The organism is Microbacterium ureisolvens (genome assembly GCF_019511645.1).
GTDB classification, from domain to species: Bacteria; Actinomycetota; Actinomycetes; order Actinomycetales; family Microbacteriaceae; genus Microbacterium; species Microbacterium ureisolvens_A.
Genome location: NZ_JAEUAX010000001.1, coordinates 628,154 through 641,737, shown reverse-complemented (window position 1 = coordinate 641,737; position 13,584 = coordinate 628,154). Strand labels below are relative to the sequence as shown.

Sequence of the window (13,584 nt, the reverse complement as noted above, 5' to 3'; positions counted from 1 at the left end):
GATGACGCAGTTGACGATGGCCAAGGCCATCAACGAGGGAATCCGCCGCGCGATGGCGGACGACGACAAGGTCCTCGTCATGGGGGAGGACATCGGCAAGCTCGGCGGGGTGTTCCGCATCACCGACGGCCTGCTCGACCAGTTCGGCGCGCAGCGCGTCATCGACACTCCGCTCGCCGAGGCCGGCATCATGGGCACCGCCGTGGGCCTCGCGTTCCGCGGCTATCGGCCCGTCGTCGAGATCCAGTTCGACGGCTTCGTGTACCCCGCCTTCGACCAGATCGTGTGCCAGGTGGCGAAACTGCACTACCGCACGCGCGGCAACGTGAAGATGCCGATCACGATCCGCATCCCGTGGGCCGGCGGGGTCGGCGCCGCCGAGCATCACTCGGAGTCACCCGAGGCGTACTTCGTGCACACGTCCGGCCTGCGCGTTATCGCGGTGTCGAACCCGCAGGACGCCTACGTCATGCTGCGGCAGGCGATCGCGTCCGACGACCCCGTGGTCTACTTCGAGCCGAAGCGGCTCTACCACACCAAGGGCGAAGTCGACCTCGACGTCCAGCTCGCGGACGCCCCGCCGATGGGGCTCGCCCGCGTGGCTCGGGAGGGCAGCGACGTCACGCTCCTGACCTACGGCTCGCAGGTGCTGACGGCGCTGGACGCCGCGACCGCCGCCGAGGACGACGGCGTCTCGATCGAGGTCATCGACCTGCGCTCGATCTCGCCGGTGGACTACCGCACGGTGACGGCGTCGGTGCGCAAGACGGGGCGGGTCGTGGTCACCCATGAGGCCGCGCGCGAGGCGGGCGTCGGGGCCGAGCTCGTCGCGAGCGTCACCGAGCGCTGCTTCAACTACCTCGAGGCGGCGCCTCAGCGCGTCACCGGGCATGACATCCCATACCCGCCGGCGAAGCTCGAGAAGCACCATCTGCCCGACCTCGACCGCATCCTAGACGCCGTCGACCGCGTGATGGACCGGCCGAACAGCCTGAGCGGGGTGCTGGACTGATGGCGCAGGACTTCCGTCTCCCCGACCTCGGCGAGGGCCTTCCCGAAGCCGAGCTCGTGCAGTGGCTCGTCGCCGTGGGCGACACCGTCGCACTCAACCAGACGATCGCCGAGGTCGAGACCGCGAAGGCCGTCGTCGAGCTGCCGTCGCCCTATGCCGGCACCGTCACGGCGCTGCACGCCGAGGCGGGCGACATCGTCGCGGTCGGTTCGGTGCTGATCTCCTTCGACATCGGCGGAACGGATGCTGCGCCCCCGGCGCCCGCCGCCGAGTCGCAGGCCTCCGCCCCCGAGGTCGCCACGAGCGCGCCGGCTGGACCGGCGAGGTCCGAGCCCAACCTCGTGGGCTACGGCGCCGCACCGACGGGGGCCGGGCGCCCGCAGCGCCGCGCCCGTGTCGCGGGCGCGGTGGCCGCAGCATCCGACACCGCCGTCCTCGAGGCGGCACCGCACGACGCGATCCAGTTCGCGGACGTCGTCGAGCGTCCGGTCGAGCGCCCGCGTTCGACGCCGCCGGTGCGGCGGTTCGCGAAGCAGCTGGGCATCGACCTCGCGCTCGTCGAGGCGAGCGGGGCGTCCGGCGTGATCACCCGGGCCGACGTCGAGGCGTACGCGACGCGGGTGGGTGCCGCGACGACCGCAGCCGCCTCGCCCGAGCCCGTCGAGGCGTTCGAGATGCCGGTGCCGGCCGTCGCGGGCGATCGCACGACGCGCACTCCCATCCGAGGGGTGCGGCGCATGACGGCCGACGCCATGGTGCGCAGCGCCTTCAGCGCGCCGCACGTCACCACGTTCCTGACCGTCGACGTGACCGCCACCAGCGAGCTCATCGCATCGCTGAAGGGCGACCGTGACCTGCAGGAGCACCGGATCGGGATCATGGCCGTCGCCGCGAAGGCGGTGTGCCTCGCGCTGAGTCGCCACCCGGGTCTCAACTCGAGATGGGACGACGCGGCGGGCGAGATCGTCGAGCACCACTACGTGAACCTCGGCATCGCCGCGGCGACCGGCCGCGGTCTGATCGTGCCCAACATCCGGGACGCCCAGGAGCTCACCCTGGTCGAACTGGCCGACGCCATCCGCGCGCTCGCGGAGACCGCGCGCGCGGGCAAGACGGCCCCGGCCGACATGATGGGCGGCACGTTCTCGATCACCAACGTCGGCGTGTTCGGCGTCGACGCGGGAACGCCGATCATCAACCCCGGAGAGGCGGGCATCCTCGCCCTCGGCGCGGTGCGGCGCCAGCCGTGGGAGCACCGCGGCGAGATCGCGCTGCGTGACGTGATGACGCTCGCGCTGTCGTTCGACCACCGGCTGGTCGACGGCGAGCAGGGGTCGCGGTTCCTCGTCGACGTCGCGGACGTCCTCCGCGAGCCCGGGCGGGCGATGCTGCTGCGCTGAGAAGGCCGCTGATCGGCCGGCACTCCGGGGCCGGCCGATCAATCCTTCTTCGGGTAGAACAGGCCGAGGCCGTGCTTCTGCAGCACTTCGTACGCCTCGGCGTAGGTCTCCGGCTCCTGGGCGCCGGCCGCCGCGTATCGCGCCAGAAGCAGCCCCAGCAGGCCGCGTCCGGGCGGGCTGAGGGGCTTGTTCCTGTGGGGACCGTCCTTGAGGTCGGTCAGCTCGTCCTCGGCGGGGTTGGGAGGCACGTACATCGGGTGCACCACCGGCCACGTCGCCGCATCGCGCGGCGTGTCGAGGTTCACGATCGAGAAGAGGTCGCGCGCCTCGGCGTCCCTCCGCGTCAGCGGGCTCAGCCCGTGCAGCCGCGCGAGCGTCGCGGCGACCGCAGCGTGATGCATCTCGTCGTGCACGATGGTGCCGGCACGCGTGTAGGCCGACACCGCGATCGCCGGGACGCGGACACCGAGCCGGTCGAACGCGAATCCCATCTCGCCCGGCTCATCGTCGGCGACGGGCGGGGTCGCGGCCGGCGGGGGAACGTGGTCGTACGTCCCGCCGTGCTCGTCGAACGTGATGAGCAGCAGCGTGTTCATCGCGTTGGATCCGTCCGGCGTCGCGCTCGCCTTGATCGCGTCGTAGACGTCGGCGACGAGCTTCTCACCGGCCCGCACGTCCGACACGGCGGAATCCACCACGACGGCGCCGTCGACCTCGCTCTCGCGCAATGCGCCGAACGGCGGGTGGAAGTCGTTGTGGTTGTAGACGAGCCGCGGCTCGATGAACGCGTAGGCCGGGAGCGTGCCCGCCTTCGCCTCCTCGAAGAACTCGGTCATGTGCCCGAAGCGCCCCGTCCGCCAGTACTGCTCCAGCACCGGCGCGTGCAGGATCCCCGTGAGCGACACCAGCTGCATCTCGTCGAAGTACACCTTCCACGGGATGCCGGCGTCCTCGAGCCGGTTGAAGATCGTGGGCGTGGGAGCCGCGTCGAGCCACTTGTCGTAGCCGCCGCCGTGCTTGTTGGTGACGAAGCCGTGGGATGTCGAGGCGTGGAAGAACGACCGGTTGCAGTAGGTCTGCGACGGCACCGCCGCGAACCACGCGTCGAAGACCGCGAATCCCCTCGCGAGGGTCGACAGCACGGGGAGCTGCTCGGGGGAGAAGCCGCCCATGATGTGCGACGCCTCCTCGATCGTGGGCTCCTTGCCGTGGCGGAGCCGCGTCAGGTTGTTCCAGTAGTCGTGGAGAAAGCCCTCCATCGTCGGTGGGGAGCCGGACGGCGGGGCGTTGAACGGTGCGACCATGTCGCCCACCTGGCTCGCGGCGTTGTCCTTCGGGTCGACGACGCCGAACAGCTGCGTGTTGACGTGCGGGAACTCTTCGCCGGGATCCGGGTCGGGCCGCGCCATCACGTCGTCGGTGGGCCCCGAGTACGCATGCACCGCGACGCGCTCGCCGGAGGGGGCGGTGTTGGCGTAGTCGCCGAAGGCGAGTCCATCGAAGGTGGTGCCGTCCGGCAGGTCGTCGGGCGTGTACAGCCAGCCCAGGAGGTTGTCGAAGGATCGGTTCTCGCCCATGAGGACGACGATGTGGTCGAATCCGGGCTCCGAGCGCGGCGGCAGGGCGGCGAGGTCGACCGACCCCTCGCGGTATCCGATCGTGTGGCCGATGGACGCGCCGGCCGCGGCGCCCGCCGCGCCACCCACGATCAGGCCGGCGGCGGCGACGCCGCCGAGCTTCAGGAAGTCGCGCCGCGAGTTCGCTTCGCCCGATCGAGGCGCGCGGGAGTCGCCGGACGTCTCGGTGCCGTCGACGCGCCCCGCCCCGGCGTCGTCGTGCGGGCCATGCCCCGTCATGGTCCGTCCAGACTAGGCCCTCGCCCTGTCAGGCGGTGAGGCAGGCACGGGCCATCGTGCGCAGGATGCCGCGCACATCGCGCTCGCCGGGCCGCGACCGCGAGGCCCGCACGGTGTGAGGCGTGGAGTTGATGAGGCCGAAGCACGCGTGCGCGCGCACTCGGAGGTCGTCCTCGTCGCGCTCGGGGTGTACGGCGGAGAGGATGCCGATCCATACCTCGACGTACTCCCGCTGCAGGCGCCGCACCGTGTGGCGGTCGTCATCGCTGAGGCTCGCGAGGTCGCGATCCTGGACGCGGATCACATCGGCGTCGCGCAGCGCGAACTCCACGTGGAAGGCGATGATCGCGTCCAGCTGCTCGTCGGCATCATGGTGGGACGACAGCACGCTGCGCCCTCCCGCGAGGAGCCGCTCGCTCACCTCGACGAGGATGGCGCCGAGCAGCGCCTGCTTGTTGGCGAAGTGGCGGTACAGCGCGGGACCGCTGACCCCGACCGCGCCGCCGATGTCTTCGAGGCTGACGCCGCTGAACCCGCGTTCTGCGAAGAGCACGGCGGCCTCGTGCAGGATCGCCGCGTGGCGGTCGGCCTTGGCACGATCGCGGTCGGTGACACCGTTCGTCATCTTCTGCTCCGCTTGTAAATCCAGTTAAGGCTCGCTAACCTGAAGCTCAGTTAGTGAACACTAACCAATCCGATCGCGTCCCGACAACGGACGTGATCCGATCGTGACGTCGAGGAAGATGCGCGGGAGATCCGGATGAGCGTGCTGAGCACGGCCGCAGTGCACGACGAGACCTTCGCGCGCACGCGCGACGCCCAGCGGGAACTGGCCGAGAGGCTGCGCGAGCGGCTGGCCGCAGCATCCGTCGGCGGACCCGCTGCGGCCCGGGAGCGGCACGTCGCGCGCGGCAAGCTGCTCCCGCGGGATCGGGTCACTCGCCTGCTGGACGAGGGGAGCCCGTTCATCGAGATCGCGCCGCTCGCCGCCGAGGGCCTCTATGACGGCGACGCCCCCGCCGCGGGCGTGATCGCCGGAATCGGGCTGGTGCACGGCCGTCACGTGATGGTGGTGTGCAACGACGCGACGGTGAAGGGCGGAACGTACTATCCGCTGACCGTCAAGAAGCACCTGCGGGCGCAGGAGATCGCGCTCGAGAACCGACTGCCGTGCGTCTACCTCGTCGATTCCGGGGGAGCGTTCCTGCCGATGCAGGACGAGGTCTTCCCCGACCGTGACCACTTCGGCCGCATCTTCTTCAACCAGGCCCGGCTGTCCGCCGCCGGCATCCCGCAGATCGCGGCCGTGCTCGGCTCGTGCACCGCGGGCGGCGCCTACGTGCCCGCGATGAGCGACGAGACCGTGATCGTGCGCGACCAGGGCACGATCTTCCTCGGCGGACCGCCGCTCGTGAAGGCGGCCATCGGCGAGGTCGTGACAGCCGAGGAGCTCGGCGGGGGAGAGCTGCACGCCCGCCGCTCCGGCGTCGTGGACCACCTCGCGGAGGACGACGAGCACGCCCTGGAGATCGTGCGCGACATCGTGGCGACCCTGCCCGCGCCGGCCGAGCCCTCGTGGGACGTCGTACCGACCGTCGAACCGGCGGTGGCGGCATGCGATCTGTACGGTGTCGTACCGGTCGACGTGAACCAGCCCTACGACGTGCGCGAGGTCATCGCACGCCTCGTCGACGGCAGCGAGCTGCACGAGTTCAAGCGCGAGTACGGCGACACGCTGGTCACCGGGTTCGCGCGCATCCACGGCCACCCGGTCGGCATCATCGCGAACAACGGCGTCCTGTTCAGCGAGTCGGCGCAGAAGGGCGCCCACTTCATCGAGCTGTGCGACCAGCGCGGCGTGCCGCTGCTGTTCCTGCAGAACATCTCGGGTTTCATGGTCGGCCGGGATGCCGAGGCGGGCGGCATCGCGAAGGACGGCGCCAAGATGGTCACCGCCGTCGCCACCACGCGTGTGCCCAAGCTCACCATCATCATCGGGGGGTCGTTCGGCGCCGGCAACTACTCCATGTGCGGTCGCGCGTACTCCCCGCGGTTCCTGTGGACGTGGCCGGCGAGCCGGATTTCGGTGATGGGCGGCAGCCAGGCCGCCTCGGTGCTCTCGACCGTCAAGCGCGACCAGCTCGAGGTGCGCGGCGACGAGTGGTCGGCCGACGCGCAGGCGGCCTTCGAGGCGCCGATCCGCGCGCGGTACGAGGAGCAGGGCGACCCGTACTACGCGACGGCGCGGCTGTGGGACGACGGCGTCGTCGACCCTCTCGACACGCGCCACCTCCTCGGCCTCGCGCTCGACGTCGTCTCGCGCACCCCTCTGCCCGAACCGCGCTTCGGCGTCTTCAGAATGTGACCGCGATGTTCTTCCCGCTGCCTGAACCCGCCGACGGGTTCGACACCGTCCTCGTCGCCAACCGCGGCGAGATCGCCCGCCGCGTGATCCGCACGCTCCGACGTCTCGGCATGCGATCGGTCGCCGTCTACAGCGACGCGGACGCCGACGCGCCGCACGTGCGCGAGGCCGACGAGGCCGTCCGCATCGGCCCCGGCGCGGCCGCGCAGTCCTACCTCGACATCGGCGCGGTCGTCGCGGCGGCCGTCACGAGCGGCGCTCAGGCCGTTCACCCCGGCTACGGCTTCCTGTCCGAGAACGTCGCCTTCGCCCGTGCGTGCGCCGAGGCGGGCATCGTCTTCATCGGTCCCGGCGAACGCGCGCTCGAGATCATGGGCGACAAGATCCGCGCCAAAGAGCACGTCGCGTCCCACGGAGTGCCGACGGTGCCCGGCTTCAGCGCGGCGGGGATGACGGATGCTGAGATCTCGGCGTCCGCCGAGCGCGCCGGCTTCCCCCTGCTGGTGAAGCCGTCGGCCGGCGGAGGCGGCAAGGGCATGCAGGTGGTTCGGTCGGCCGCGGAGCTGCCGGAAGCCCTCGCGACCGCCCGCCGCGTCGCCTCGGCCGCGTTCGGCGACGACACGCTCCTGCTCGAACGGCTCATCGAGCGCCCGCGCCACATCGAGGTGCAGGTGCTCGCCGACGCGCACGGGACGGTCGTCCATCTCGGCGAGCGCGAGTGCACGCTGCAGCGCCGCCACCAGAAGGTGATCGAGGAGGCGCCGTCGCCCGCGATCGACGCGCGCACTCGCGAGCGCCTGGGCGCGGCGGCGTGCGCGGCCGCGGCGTCCGTCGACTATCGGGGAGCGGGCACGGTCGAGTTCCTGGTCGCCGCCTCACGGCCCGACGAGTTCTTCTTCATCGAGATGAACACGCGCCTCCAGGTCGAGCACCCGGTCACCGAGCTCGTGACCGGCTTCGATCTCGTCGAGCAGCAGCTGCGGATCGCCGCGGGGGAGCCGCTGCGGTTCTCGCAGGACGACGTGCGTCTCGTCGGCCACGCGATCGAGGCGCGGGTGTATGCCGAGGCTCCCGAGCGGGGCTTCCTCCCCGCGACCGGGGAAGTGCTGGTGTGGCGGGGCGCCCCGGGGGTCCGCACGGACTCCGCCGTCGAGACCGGGAGCGCTGTGACGGCGGACTACGACCCGATGATCGCGAAGGTCATCGCGCACGGCTCCGACCGCGTGGAGGCGCTCGCCCGGCTCGACGAGGCGCTCGCCGATACGGTGGTGCTCGGGATCGACACCAACATCGGCTTCCTGCGGGCGCTCGTCGCCGAGGACGGCGTGCAGACCGGAGACATGGACACCGGGCTCATCGACCGGATGCCGCCGTACACGAGTGGGGAGGCCTCCGCTGCCGCACTGGATGTCGCCGCCATCTCCGCCGATCTGATGGCGGCAACGCCACCCGCGGCCGAGCGGCGGGCGAGCCCGCTGTGGCGCGCGGGCACGGGCTGGCGCTCCGGTGAGGCTCCGGTCGCGCGCACGGTCGCGGTCGAGACTGCGGACGGCGACGTGCTGCCGGTGCCCGCCCCGCCCGCGGGCCATGCGCTCGACGGCGCGATCGACGCGCTCGACGCCGACGGATGGGTCTGGGTGCACGTCGACGGGGCGACGCATCGCCTTCGCCCCCTCGGTCGCCGGGCTGCGATGCAGCGACGCCTGGCGGCCCGCGAGCGTTCGGCCGCGGCATCCGATCCCGCACTGCGCGCCCCGATGCCGGGCGCCGTCGTCGCGGTGCACGTGGCGGACGGCGCCACGGTCGCGACAGGCGACCGCATCGTCACGATCGAGGCGATGAAGATGGAGCACCCCGTCCTCGCCCCGCACGGCGGCGTCGTTCGCGTCGACGTCGCCGCCGGCGAACAGGTGCGCCGCGACCAGGTGCTCGCGCACGTATCGCCGGTCGATGCGCCGGCCGCCGCATCCGATTCCTCCCACGACTCCACCGCGGACGCCCACGAGGCTCCCGCGCCGACCGCCTGACACCCGAGGGGCAGCAATGGACAGCTACGACACCTACGACCTCACCGACGAAGAGCGCGAGCTGGCGGCCCTGGTGCGGCAGTTCGCCGACGAGGTCGTCGCGCCCGTCTCGTACGAGGCGGACCGCACGCACACCCTCCCGATGGACGTCGTGGCGCAGATGGGGGAGCTGGGGCTGTTCGGCCTGCCGTTCCCCGAGGAGTACGGCGGGCAGGGCGGCGACTATTTCGCCCTGTGCCTCGCGATCGAGGCGCTCGGCCGCGTCGACCAGTCCCTCGCGATCACGCTCGAGGCAGGCGTGAGCCTCGGCGCGATGCCGGTGTTCCGTTTCGGGACCGACGACCAGAAGCAGGAGCTCCTGCCCGACCTCCTCGCCGGCACCGCGCTCGCCGCCTTCGGGCTCACCGAGCCGGAGGCGGGATCCGATGCCGGCGCCACCCGCACCACCGCGCGCCGGGACGGCGACGAGTGGGTCATCAACGGCTCGAAGCAGTTCATCACCAACTCGGGCACCGACATCACCCGATTCGTCACCGTCACCGCGGTCACGGGCGAGACCGACGGCCGCAAGGAGATCTCGACGATCATCGTGCCCCACGGGACGCCCGGCTTCACCGTCGAGCGGGGCTACGACAAGGTCGGCTGGCGAGCGTCCGACACGCACCCGCTCACGTTCCAGGACGTGCGGGTGCCCGCGGCGAACCTGCTCGGCACCGAGGGTCGCGGGTTCGCGAACTTCCTCCACATCCTCGACGAAGGACGCATCGCGATCGCCGCGCTCGCGACGGGAGCCGCGGAGGGATGCCTCGATGCCGCTGTCGACTATGCCCAGAAGCGGACCGTCTTCGGCGACGCGCTCTCCACGCGGCAGGGGATCCAATTCCTCCTCGCCCGCATGCAGCAGCGCGTGCACGTCGCGCGGCTCGCGTGGCACCACGCGGCGCGCCTGCGAGATGCCGGAAAGCCCTTCAAGACGCAGGCGGCGATGGCGAAGCTCACCGCGAGCGATGCGGCCATGGACAACGCCCGCGACGCGACCCAGATCTTCGGCGGCAACGGTTTCATGAACGAATACCCCGTCGCGCGGCACTACCGCGACTCGAAGATCCTCGAGATCGGAGAGGGGACGAACGAGGTGCAGCTGCTGGTGATCGCGCGGGCGCTCGGCGTGGCGTGAGGGTAGCGTGACAGATGTGACCCCCGACGCCTCCGCCAACGACACCGCCGGCCGGGGCCGCGAGATCGTGCAGCGTGGGCTCTACTACGACGAGCTCGACATCGGCGCGAGGTACCTCCACCGACCCGGCCGCACGGCGACCGAGGCCGACAACGTGCTGTTCTCGTCGATCACGATGAACACGCAGGCCCTGCACCTGGATGCCGCGTTCTCCGAGTCGCAGCCGTTCGGCCAGCGCCTCATGAACTCGATGTGGACCCTGGCGACGATGGTCGGGGCGTCCGTGTCGCAGATGACGCAGGGGACGCTGGTCGCCCAGCTCGGCCTGACCGACGTGTCGTTCCCGGCGCCACTGTTCCACGGTGACACGCTCTACACGGAGACCGAGGTGCTCGACAAACGGCTCTCGGCCTCGCGACCCGGACAGGGAATCGTGACCCTGCGGCACACCGGTCGCAACCAGCGTGGCGAGGTCGTCGCCCTCGCCACCCGAACCGCACTCATGTGGTGCGGACCACACACCCCTGAGGAGGCGTCGTGAGCTTCGACCTGGGCCCCGCACTGCTGTTCTGCCCCGCGGACCGGCCCGAACGCCACGCGAAGGCGTTCGACCGCGCCGACGCGGTGATCCTGGACCTCGAGGATGCGGTCGCGCCCGCCGACAAGGTCGCCGCGCGAGGGCACCTCATCGAGTCCGAGCTCGACCCCGCCCGGGTCATCGTGCGGGTGAACCCGCCCCAGACCGACGCATTCATCGCCGACCTCGCGACGCTGTCGCAGACGGACTACCGGCGCATCATGGTCGCGAAGTCCGAGTCGCCGAAGCGCATCGGGCGCATCGACGCCCGGTTCGAGGTCGTCGCCCTCTGCGAGACGGCGAAGGGCGTCGCGCAGGCGGACCGCATCGCCGCCCTCGACAACGTCGTCGCACTGATGTGGGGCGCGGAGGATCTGGTCGCGAGCATCGGCGGGACCTCCAGCCGCAAGCCCAACGGCCGCTACCGCGACATCGCGCGCTACGCACGCTCGCGCGTGCTGCTCGCGGCCGGCGCCCGCGGCAAGGCGGCGATCGACGCCGTGCACCTCGACATCGACGACACGAAGCGCCTGGCCATCGAGGCGGCGGATGCCGCGGCATCCGGCTTCCGCGCCACCGCGTGCATCCACCCGAGTCAGGTGGCCGTCATCCGTGCCGCCTACCGTCCCGACGAGAAGACCGTCGCGTGGGCGCGTGCCGTCCTCGCGGCGGCGGACGGCGAGCGCGGCGTGTTCTCGTACGACGGGCGGATGGTCGACGAGCCGGTGCTGCGCCACGCGCGGGGCGTGCTGGCACGCGCCGAGGACTGAGGGCGAGGCCTGGCGAACGGGATCGCGAGCCTAGGCGACGAGCCCCGCGTAGGTCACGAGGCGCAGGTGATCGCGCTCGAAGACGAAGTCGTGCGTGGCGCCGTTGGCCAGACGCTCACCCTCCCGCGGCAGCTCGCCGGCGGTCGCGTGTCGCATCACTTCACGGATCAGCGCGCCGTGGCTCACCACGATGAGCGAGGCGGCCTCCGGCGCGGTCGCACGGCGGTGCTCCCGCACCACAGCGCCCAGGGCCGCGATGGCGCGGGTGCGCAGATCGGCCCACGGCTCGGCGCCGGGTACCTCCGCGGTGTACCAATCGCCCCAGCGGGTGCGGAACTCCTCGATGCCGACCCCCTCGGCCTCGCCGTATGAACGCTCGCGCAGACCGGTGTAGGTACGGGGGGCCGCGACGCCGAGCTCGGCGGCGATGATCTCCGCCGTCTCGCGGGCGCGGGCGAGGTCGCTCGAGACGATCGTGGCGCGCACGGCGCCCTCGAGTCGCTCGCGCAGCAGCGCGGCGGTGGCACGTGCCTGCGCGCGGCCGGTGTCGTTCAGGGGGATGTCGGCGCTGCCCTGGATGCGCCGGTCGCGGTTCCAGTCGGTCTCGCCGTGGCGGATCAGGGTGAGGGCGGTCATGCTTTCGACCCTATCCGCGCCGCCTGGATGTCAGCCGCTTCAGACGAGAGCCGGCAGACCGTCGGCGAGCGCCCGCAGCACCTCGCTCGTGCCCGCGTCGATCTTGACCGTCGCGCGGGCGTCGGCCCGCGTCGCTCCGCGGTTCACGATCACGACGGGCAGGCGGCGGCGACGCGCCCGCTCGAGCAGCCGGATCCCGGAGTTCACCACCAGCGACGACCCGGCCACGACGAGCGCCTCGCTCGTGTGAACGAGCTGCTCGGCCTCGCGGAACTTCTCGGCGGGGATGAACTCCCCGAAGAACACGACATCGGGCTTCAGCATGCCGCCGCACACGCTGCAGTCCGGGATGCGGAACCCCTCGGTGCTCTCGGGGAGCACATCGCCGTCGGGCCCGAGCGGGACGTTCTCCGGCACGCGGAGCCACGGGTTGTCATCCTCGACGCGGCGGGCGAGGTCGCGCCGGTCGAAGACCTGACCGCAATGGGTGCAGAAGATGCGGCGCATCGTTCCGTGCAGCTCTACCACTCGGCGGCTGCCGGCGCGCACGTGAAGGCCGTCGACGTTCTGGGTGACGACTCCGGTCGCGATTCCGCGGGCCTCCAGGTCGGCCAGGGCGCGGTGCCCCGGGTTCGGCTCGGCAGACGCGAAGGCCCGCCAGCCGAGGTGGCTTCCCACCCAGTAGCGGCGGCGGGACGCGTCGCTGGAGAGGAACTGCTCGACGGTCATCGGGGTCCGCACGGGTGCGCCCGCACCACGATAATCGGGGATGCCGGAGTCGGTCGAGACGCCCGCGCCCGTCAGCACGGCGATCCGCCGGCCCGAGAGCGTCGCGATGGCCTGCGCCACAGCATCCGTCGTCCGGGCGTCCATTCCGCTCGCGATCGTCGTCACGGCACACCCCCTTCGCGTCGAGTGTAGGCCCCGCGGTTTTCGGGGATGTTACGCGGCGGTGAGGCGTGCCAGGATGAGCGCGTGGGCAGCTTCGGGGGCGTGAGCGCCGAGCAGTACGCACGTTTCATGGGCAGGTTCTCGACCCCGCTCGCGGTCGGATTCGCGACCGTGGGGCTCGACGGCGTCGCGGCGGACGCCCGTGTGCTGGACGTCGGCTGCGGACCCGGGATGCTGACCCTCGAGCTCGTGAAGCGTCGCGGGTCCGCGGCGGTCAGCGCCGCGGATCCGGAGCCGACGTTCGTCGAGGCGGCCCGGGAGCTCTGCCCGGGCGTGGACGTCCGGGTCGCCGAAGCGGAGCATCTGCCGTTCGCCGACGGCGAGTTCGGAGCCGCGCTCGCCCAGCTGGTCGTCCACTTCATGTCGGATCCGATTCAAGGAGTGGCCCAGATGGGCCGGGTGACGGTGCCGGGCGGCCGGGTCTCGGCCTGCGTGTGGGATCACGCGGGCGACGGCGGACCGCTCTCGACGTTCTGGCGCGTGGCGCGCCGACTCGACGCCGAGGTGCGCGGAGAGGCCGGGCTGAGCGGCGCCGCATCGGGGCAGCTCGTCGACATCTTCCGGCGCGCGGGTCTCGCCGATGTCGCGCAGACGGTGGTCGAGTGCGCGGTGTCGTTCCGGGACTTCGCGGACTGGTGGGACCCGTTCCTGCTGGGCGTCGGGCCTGCCGGCCGGTATATCGCGACGCTCGACGAGCAGCATGTCGCGCGGCTCGAAGACGCCCTGCGCGACGAGCTCGGCGACGGGGCGTTCACGGTGGCGGCGCGATCCTGGACGGCGGTCGGCACTCGGGCATGAACGCCGTGCCACGAT

General features: G+C 71.6%; 12 protein-coding genes. 8 read left to right on the top strand and 4 right to left on the bottom strand.

What is annotated here, in order from left to right; all coding sequences use genetic code 11:
• Window position 1: 1 nt before the first annotated feature.
• Window positions 2-1,012 (top strand): alpha-ketoacid dehydrogenase subunit beta, encoded by a 1,011-nt coding sequence (locus JNB61_RS03045; protein WP_220289401.1) that lies wholly within the window; start codon window positions 2-4, stop codon window positions 1,010-1,012.
• Entirely contained in the window at window positions 1,012-2,412 is a 1,401-nt protein-coding gene (locus tag JNB61_RS03040; protein ID WP_220338701.1) for a dihydrolipoamide acetyltransferase family protein, read from the top strand. The genes JNB61_RS03045 and JNB61_RS03040 overlap by 1 nt, the downstream gene beginning before the upstream one ends.
• Before the next feature lie 38 nt (window positions 2,413-2,450).
• Here JNB61_RS03040 and JNB61_RS03035 read toward each other — a convergent pair whose 3' ends face one another.
• Both JNB61_RS03035 and JNB61_RS03030 read right to left on the bottom strand, forming a co-directional pair.
• The gene (locus tag JNB61_RS03035; RefSeq protein ID WP_220338700.1) at window positions 2,451-4,268 is read right to left on the bottom strand and encodes an alkaline phosphatase family protein; all 1,818 of its coding nucleotides are present in this window, start codon (window positions 4,266-4,268) and stop codon (window positions 2,451-2,453) included.
• 28 nt (window positions 4,269-4,296) lie between these two features.
• Window positions 4,297-4,893 carry an SACE_7040 family transcriptional regulator gene (locus JNB61_RS03030; RefSeq protein ID WP_159844397.1) on the bottom strand — a complete coding sequence of 199 codons (597 nt, stop codon included), beginning with the start codon at window positions 4,891-4,893 and terminating at the stop codon, window positions 4,297-4,299.
• 135 nt (window positions 4,894-5,028) lie between these two features.
• On the opposite strand from JNB61_RS03030, the gene JNB61_RS03025 reads away from it, so the two are divergent.
• Genes JNB61_RS03025 through JNB61_RS03005 form a run of 5 tightly spaced genes read left to right on the top strand, consistent with a single transcriptional unit; the run spans window position 5,029 to window position 11,184 of the window.
• Complete coding sequence (locus tag JNB61_RS03025) at window positions 5,029-6,633, top strand: carboxyl transferase domain-containing protein (RefSeq protein ID WP_220338699.1); 1,605 nt, start codon at window positions 5,029-5,031, stop codon at window positions 6,631-6,633.
• 5 nt (window positions 6,634-6,638) lie between these two features.
• Window positions 6,639-8,660 (top strand): acetyl/propionyl/methylcrotonyl-CoA carboxylase subunit alpha, encoded by a 2,022-nt coding sequence (locus JNB61_RS03020; protein WP_220338698.1) that lies wholly within the window; start codon window positions 6,639-6,641, stop codon window positions 8,658-8,660.
• Window positions 8,661-8,676: 16 nt separating this feature from the next.
• Entirely contained in the window at window positions 8,677-9,837 is a 1,161-nt protein-coding gene (locus JNB61_RS03015; RefSeq protein ID WP_220338697.1) for an acyl-CoA dehydrogenase family protein, read from the top strand.
• A 16-nt stretch (window positions 9,838-9,853) separates the two neighbouring features.
• Window positions 9,854-10,378 carry a MaoC family dehydratase gene (locus tag JNB61_RS03010; RefSeq protein WP_220338696.1) on the top strand — a complete coding sequence of 175 codons (525 nt, stop codon included), beginning with the start codon at window positions 9,854-9,856 and terminating at the stop codon, window positions 10,376-10,378.
• Complete coding sequence (locus JNB61_RS03005; RefSeq protein WP_220338695.1) at window positions 10,375-11,184, top strand: HpcH/HpaI aldolase/citrate lyase family protein; 810 nt, start codon at window positions 10,375-10,377, stop codon at window positions 11,182-11,184. Before JNB61_RS03010 ends, JNB61_RS03005 begins: the two co-directional genes overlap by 4 nt.
• A 30-nt stretch (window positions 11,185-11,214) precedes the next feature.
• Here JNB61_RS03005 and JNB61_RS03000 read toward each other — a convergent pair whose 3' ends face one another.
• Both JNB61_RS03000 and JNB61_RS02995 read right to left on the bottom strand, forming a co-directional pair.
• Window positions 11,215-11,820 carry a histidine phosphatase family protein gene (locus tag JNB61_RS03000; RefSeq protein ID WP_159844387.1) on the bottom strand — a complete coding sequence of 202 codons (606 nt, stop codon included), beginning with the start codon at window positions 11,818-11,820 and terminating at the stop codon, window positions 11,215-11,217.
• A 39-nt stretch (window positions 11,821-11,859) separates the two neighbouring features.
• Window positions 11,860-12,693: a Sir2 family NAD-dependent protein deacetylase gene (locus tag JNB61_RS02995; RefSeq protein WP_220289437.1), complete on the bottom strand. Its 834-nt coding sequence runs from the start codon at window positions 12,691-12,693 to the stop codon at window positions 11,860-11,862.
• Window positions 12,694-12,795: 102 nt separating this feature from the next.
• Between JNB61_RS02995 and JNB61_RS02990 the strand changes: the two genes are divergently transcribed.
• The gene (locus JNB61_RS02990; protein ID WP_308291189.1) at window positions 12,796-13,569 is read left to right on the top strand and encodes a class I SAM-dependent methyltransferase; all 774 of its coding nucleotides are present in this window, start codon (window positions 12,796-12,798) and stop codon (window positions 13,567-13,569) included.
• Window positions 13,570-13,584: the final 15 nt, after the last annotated feature.

Excerpts from the sequence above, each read along its gene's own strand:
- JNB61_RS03000 (WP_159844387.1), bottom strand. The coding sequence starts at position 11,820 with ATGACCGCCCTCACCCTGATCCGCCACGGCGAGACCGACTGGAACCGC.
- JNB61_RS03030 (WP_159844397.1), bottom strand. The coding sequence starts at position 4,893 with ATGACGAACGGTGTCACCGACCGCGATCGTGCCAAGGCCGACCGCCAC.
- JNB61_RS02995 (WP_220289437.1), bottom strand. The coding sequence starts at position 12,693 with ATGGACGCCCGGACGACGGATGCTGTGGCGCAGGCCATCGCGACGCTC.
- JNB61_RS03040 (WP_220338701.1), top strand. The coding sequence starts at position 1,012 with ATGGCGCAGGACTTCCGTCTCCCCGACCTCGGCGAGGGCCTTCCCGAA.
- JNB61_RS03025 (WP_220338699.1), top strand. The coding sequence starts at position 5,029 with ATGAGCGTGCTGAGCACGGCCGCAGTGCACGACGAGACCTTCGCGCGC.
- JNB61_RS03015 (WP_220338697.1), top strand. The coding sequence starts at position 8,677 with ATGGACAGCTACGACACCTACGACCTCACCGACGAAGAGCGCGAGCTG.
- JNB61_RS03035 (WP_220338700.1), bottom strand. The coding sequence starts at position 4,268 with ATGACGGGGCATGGCCCGCACGACGACGCCGGGGCGGGGCGCGTCGAC.
- JNB61_RS03045 (WP_220289401.1), top strand. The coding sequence starts at position 2 with ATGACGCAGTTGACGATGGCCAAGGCCATCAACGAGGGAATCCGCCGC.
- JNB61_RS03020 (WP_220338698.1), top strand. The coding sequence starts at position 6,639 with ATGTTCTTCCCGCTGCCTGAACCCGCCGACGGGTTCGACACCGTCCTC.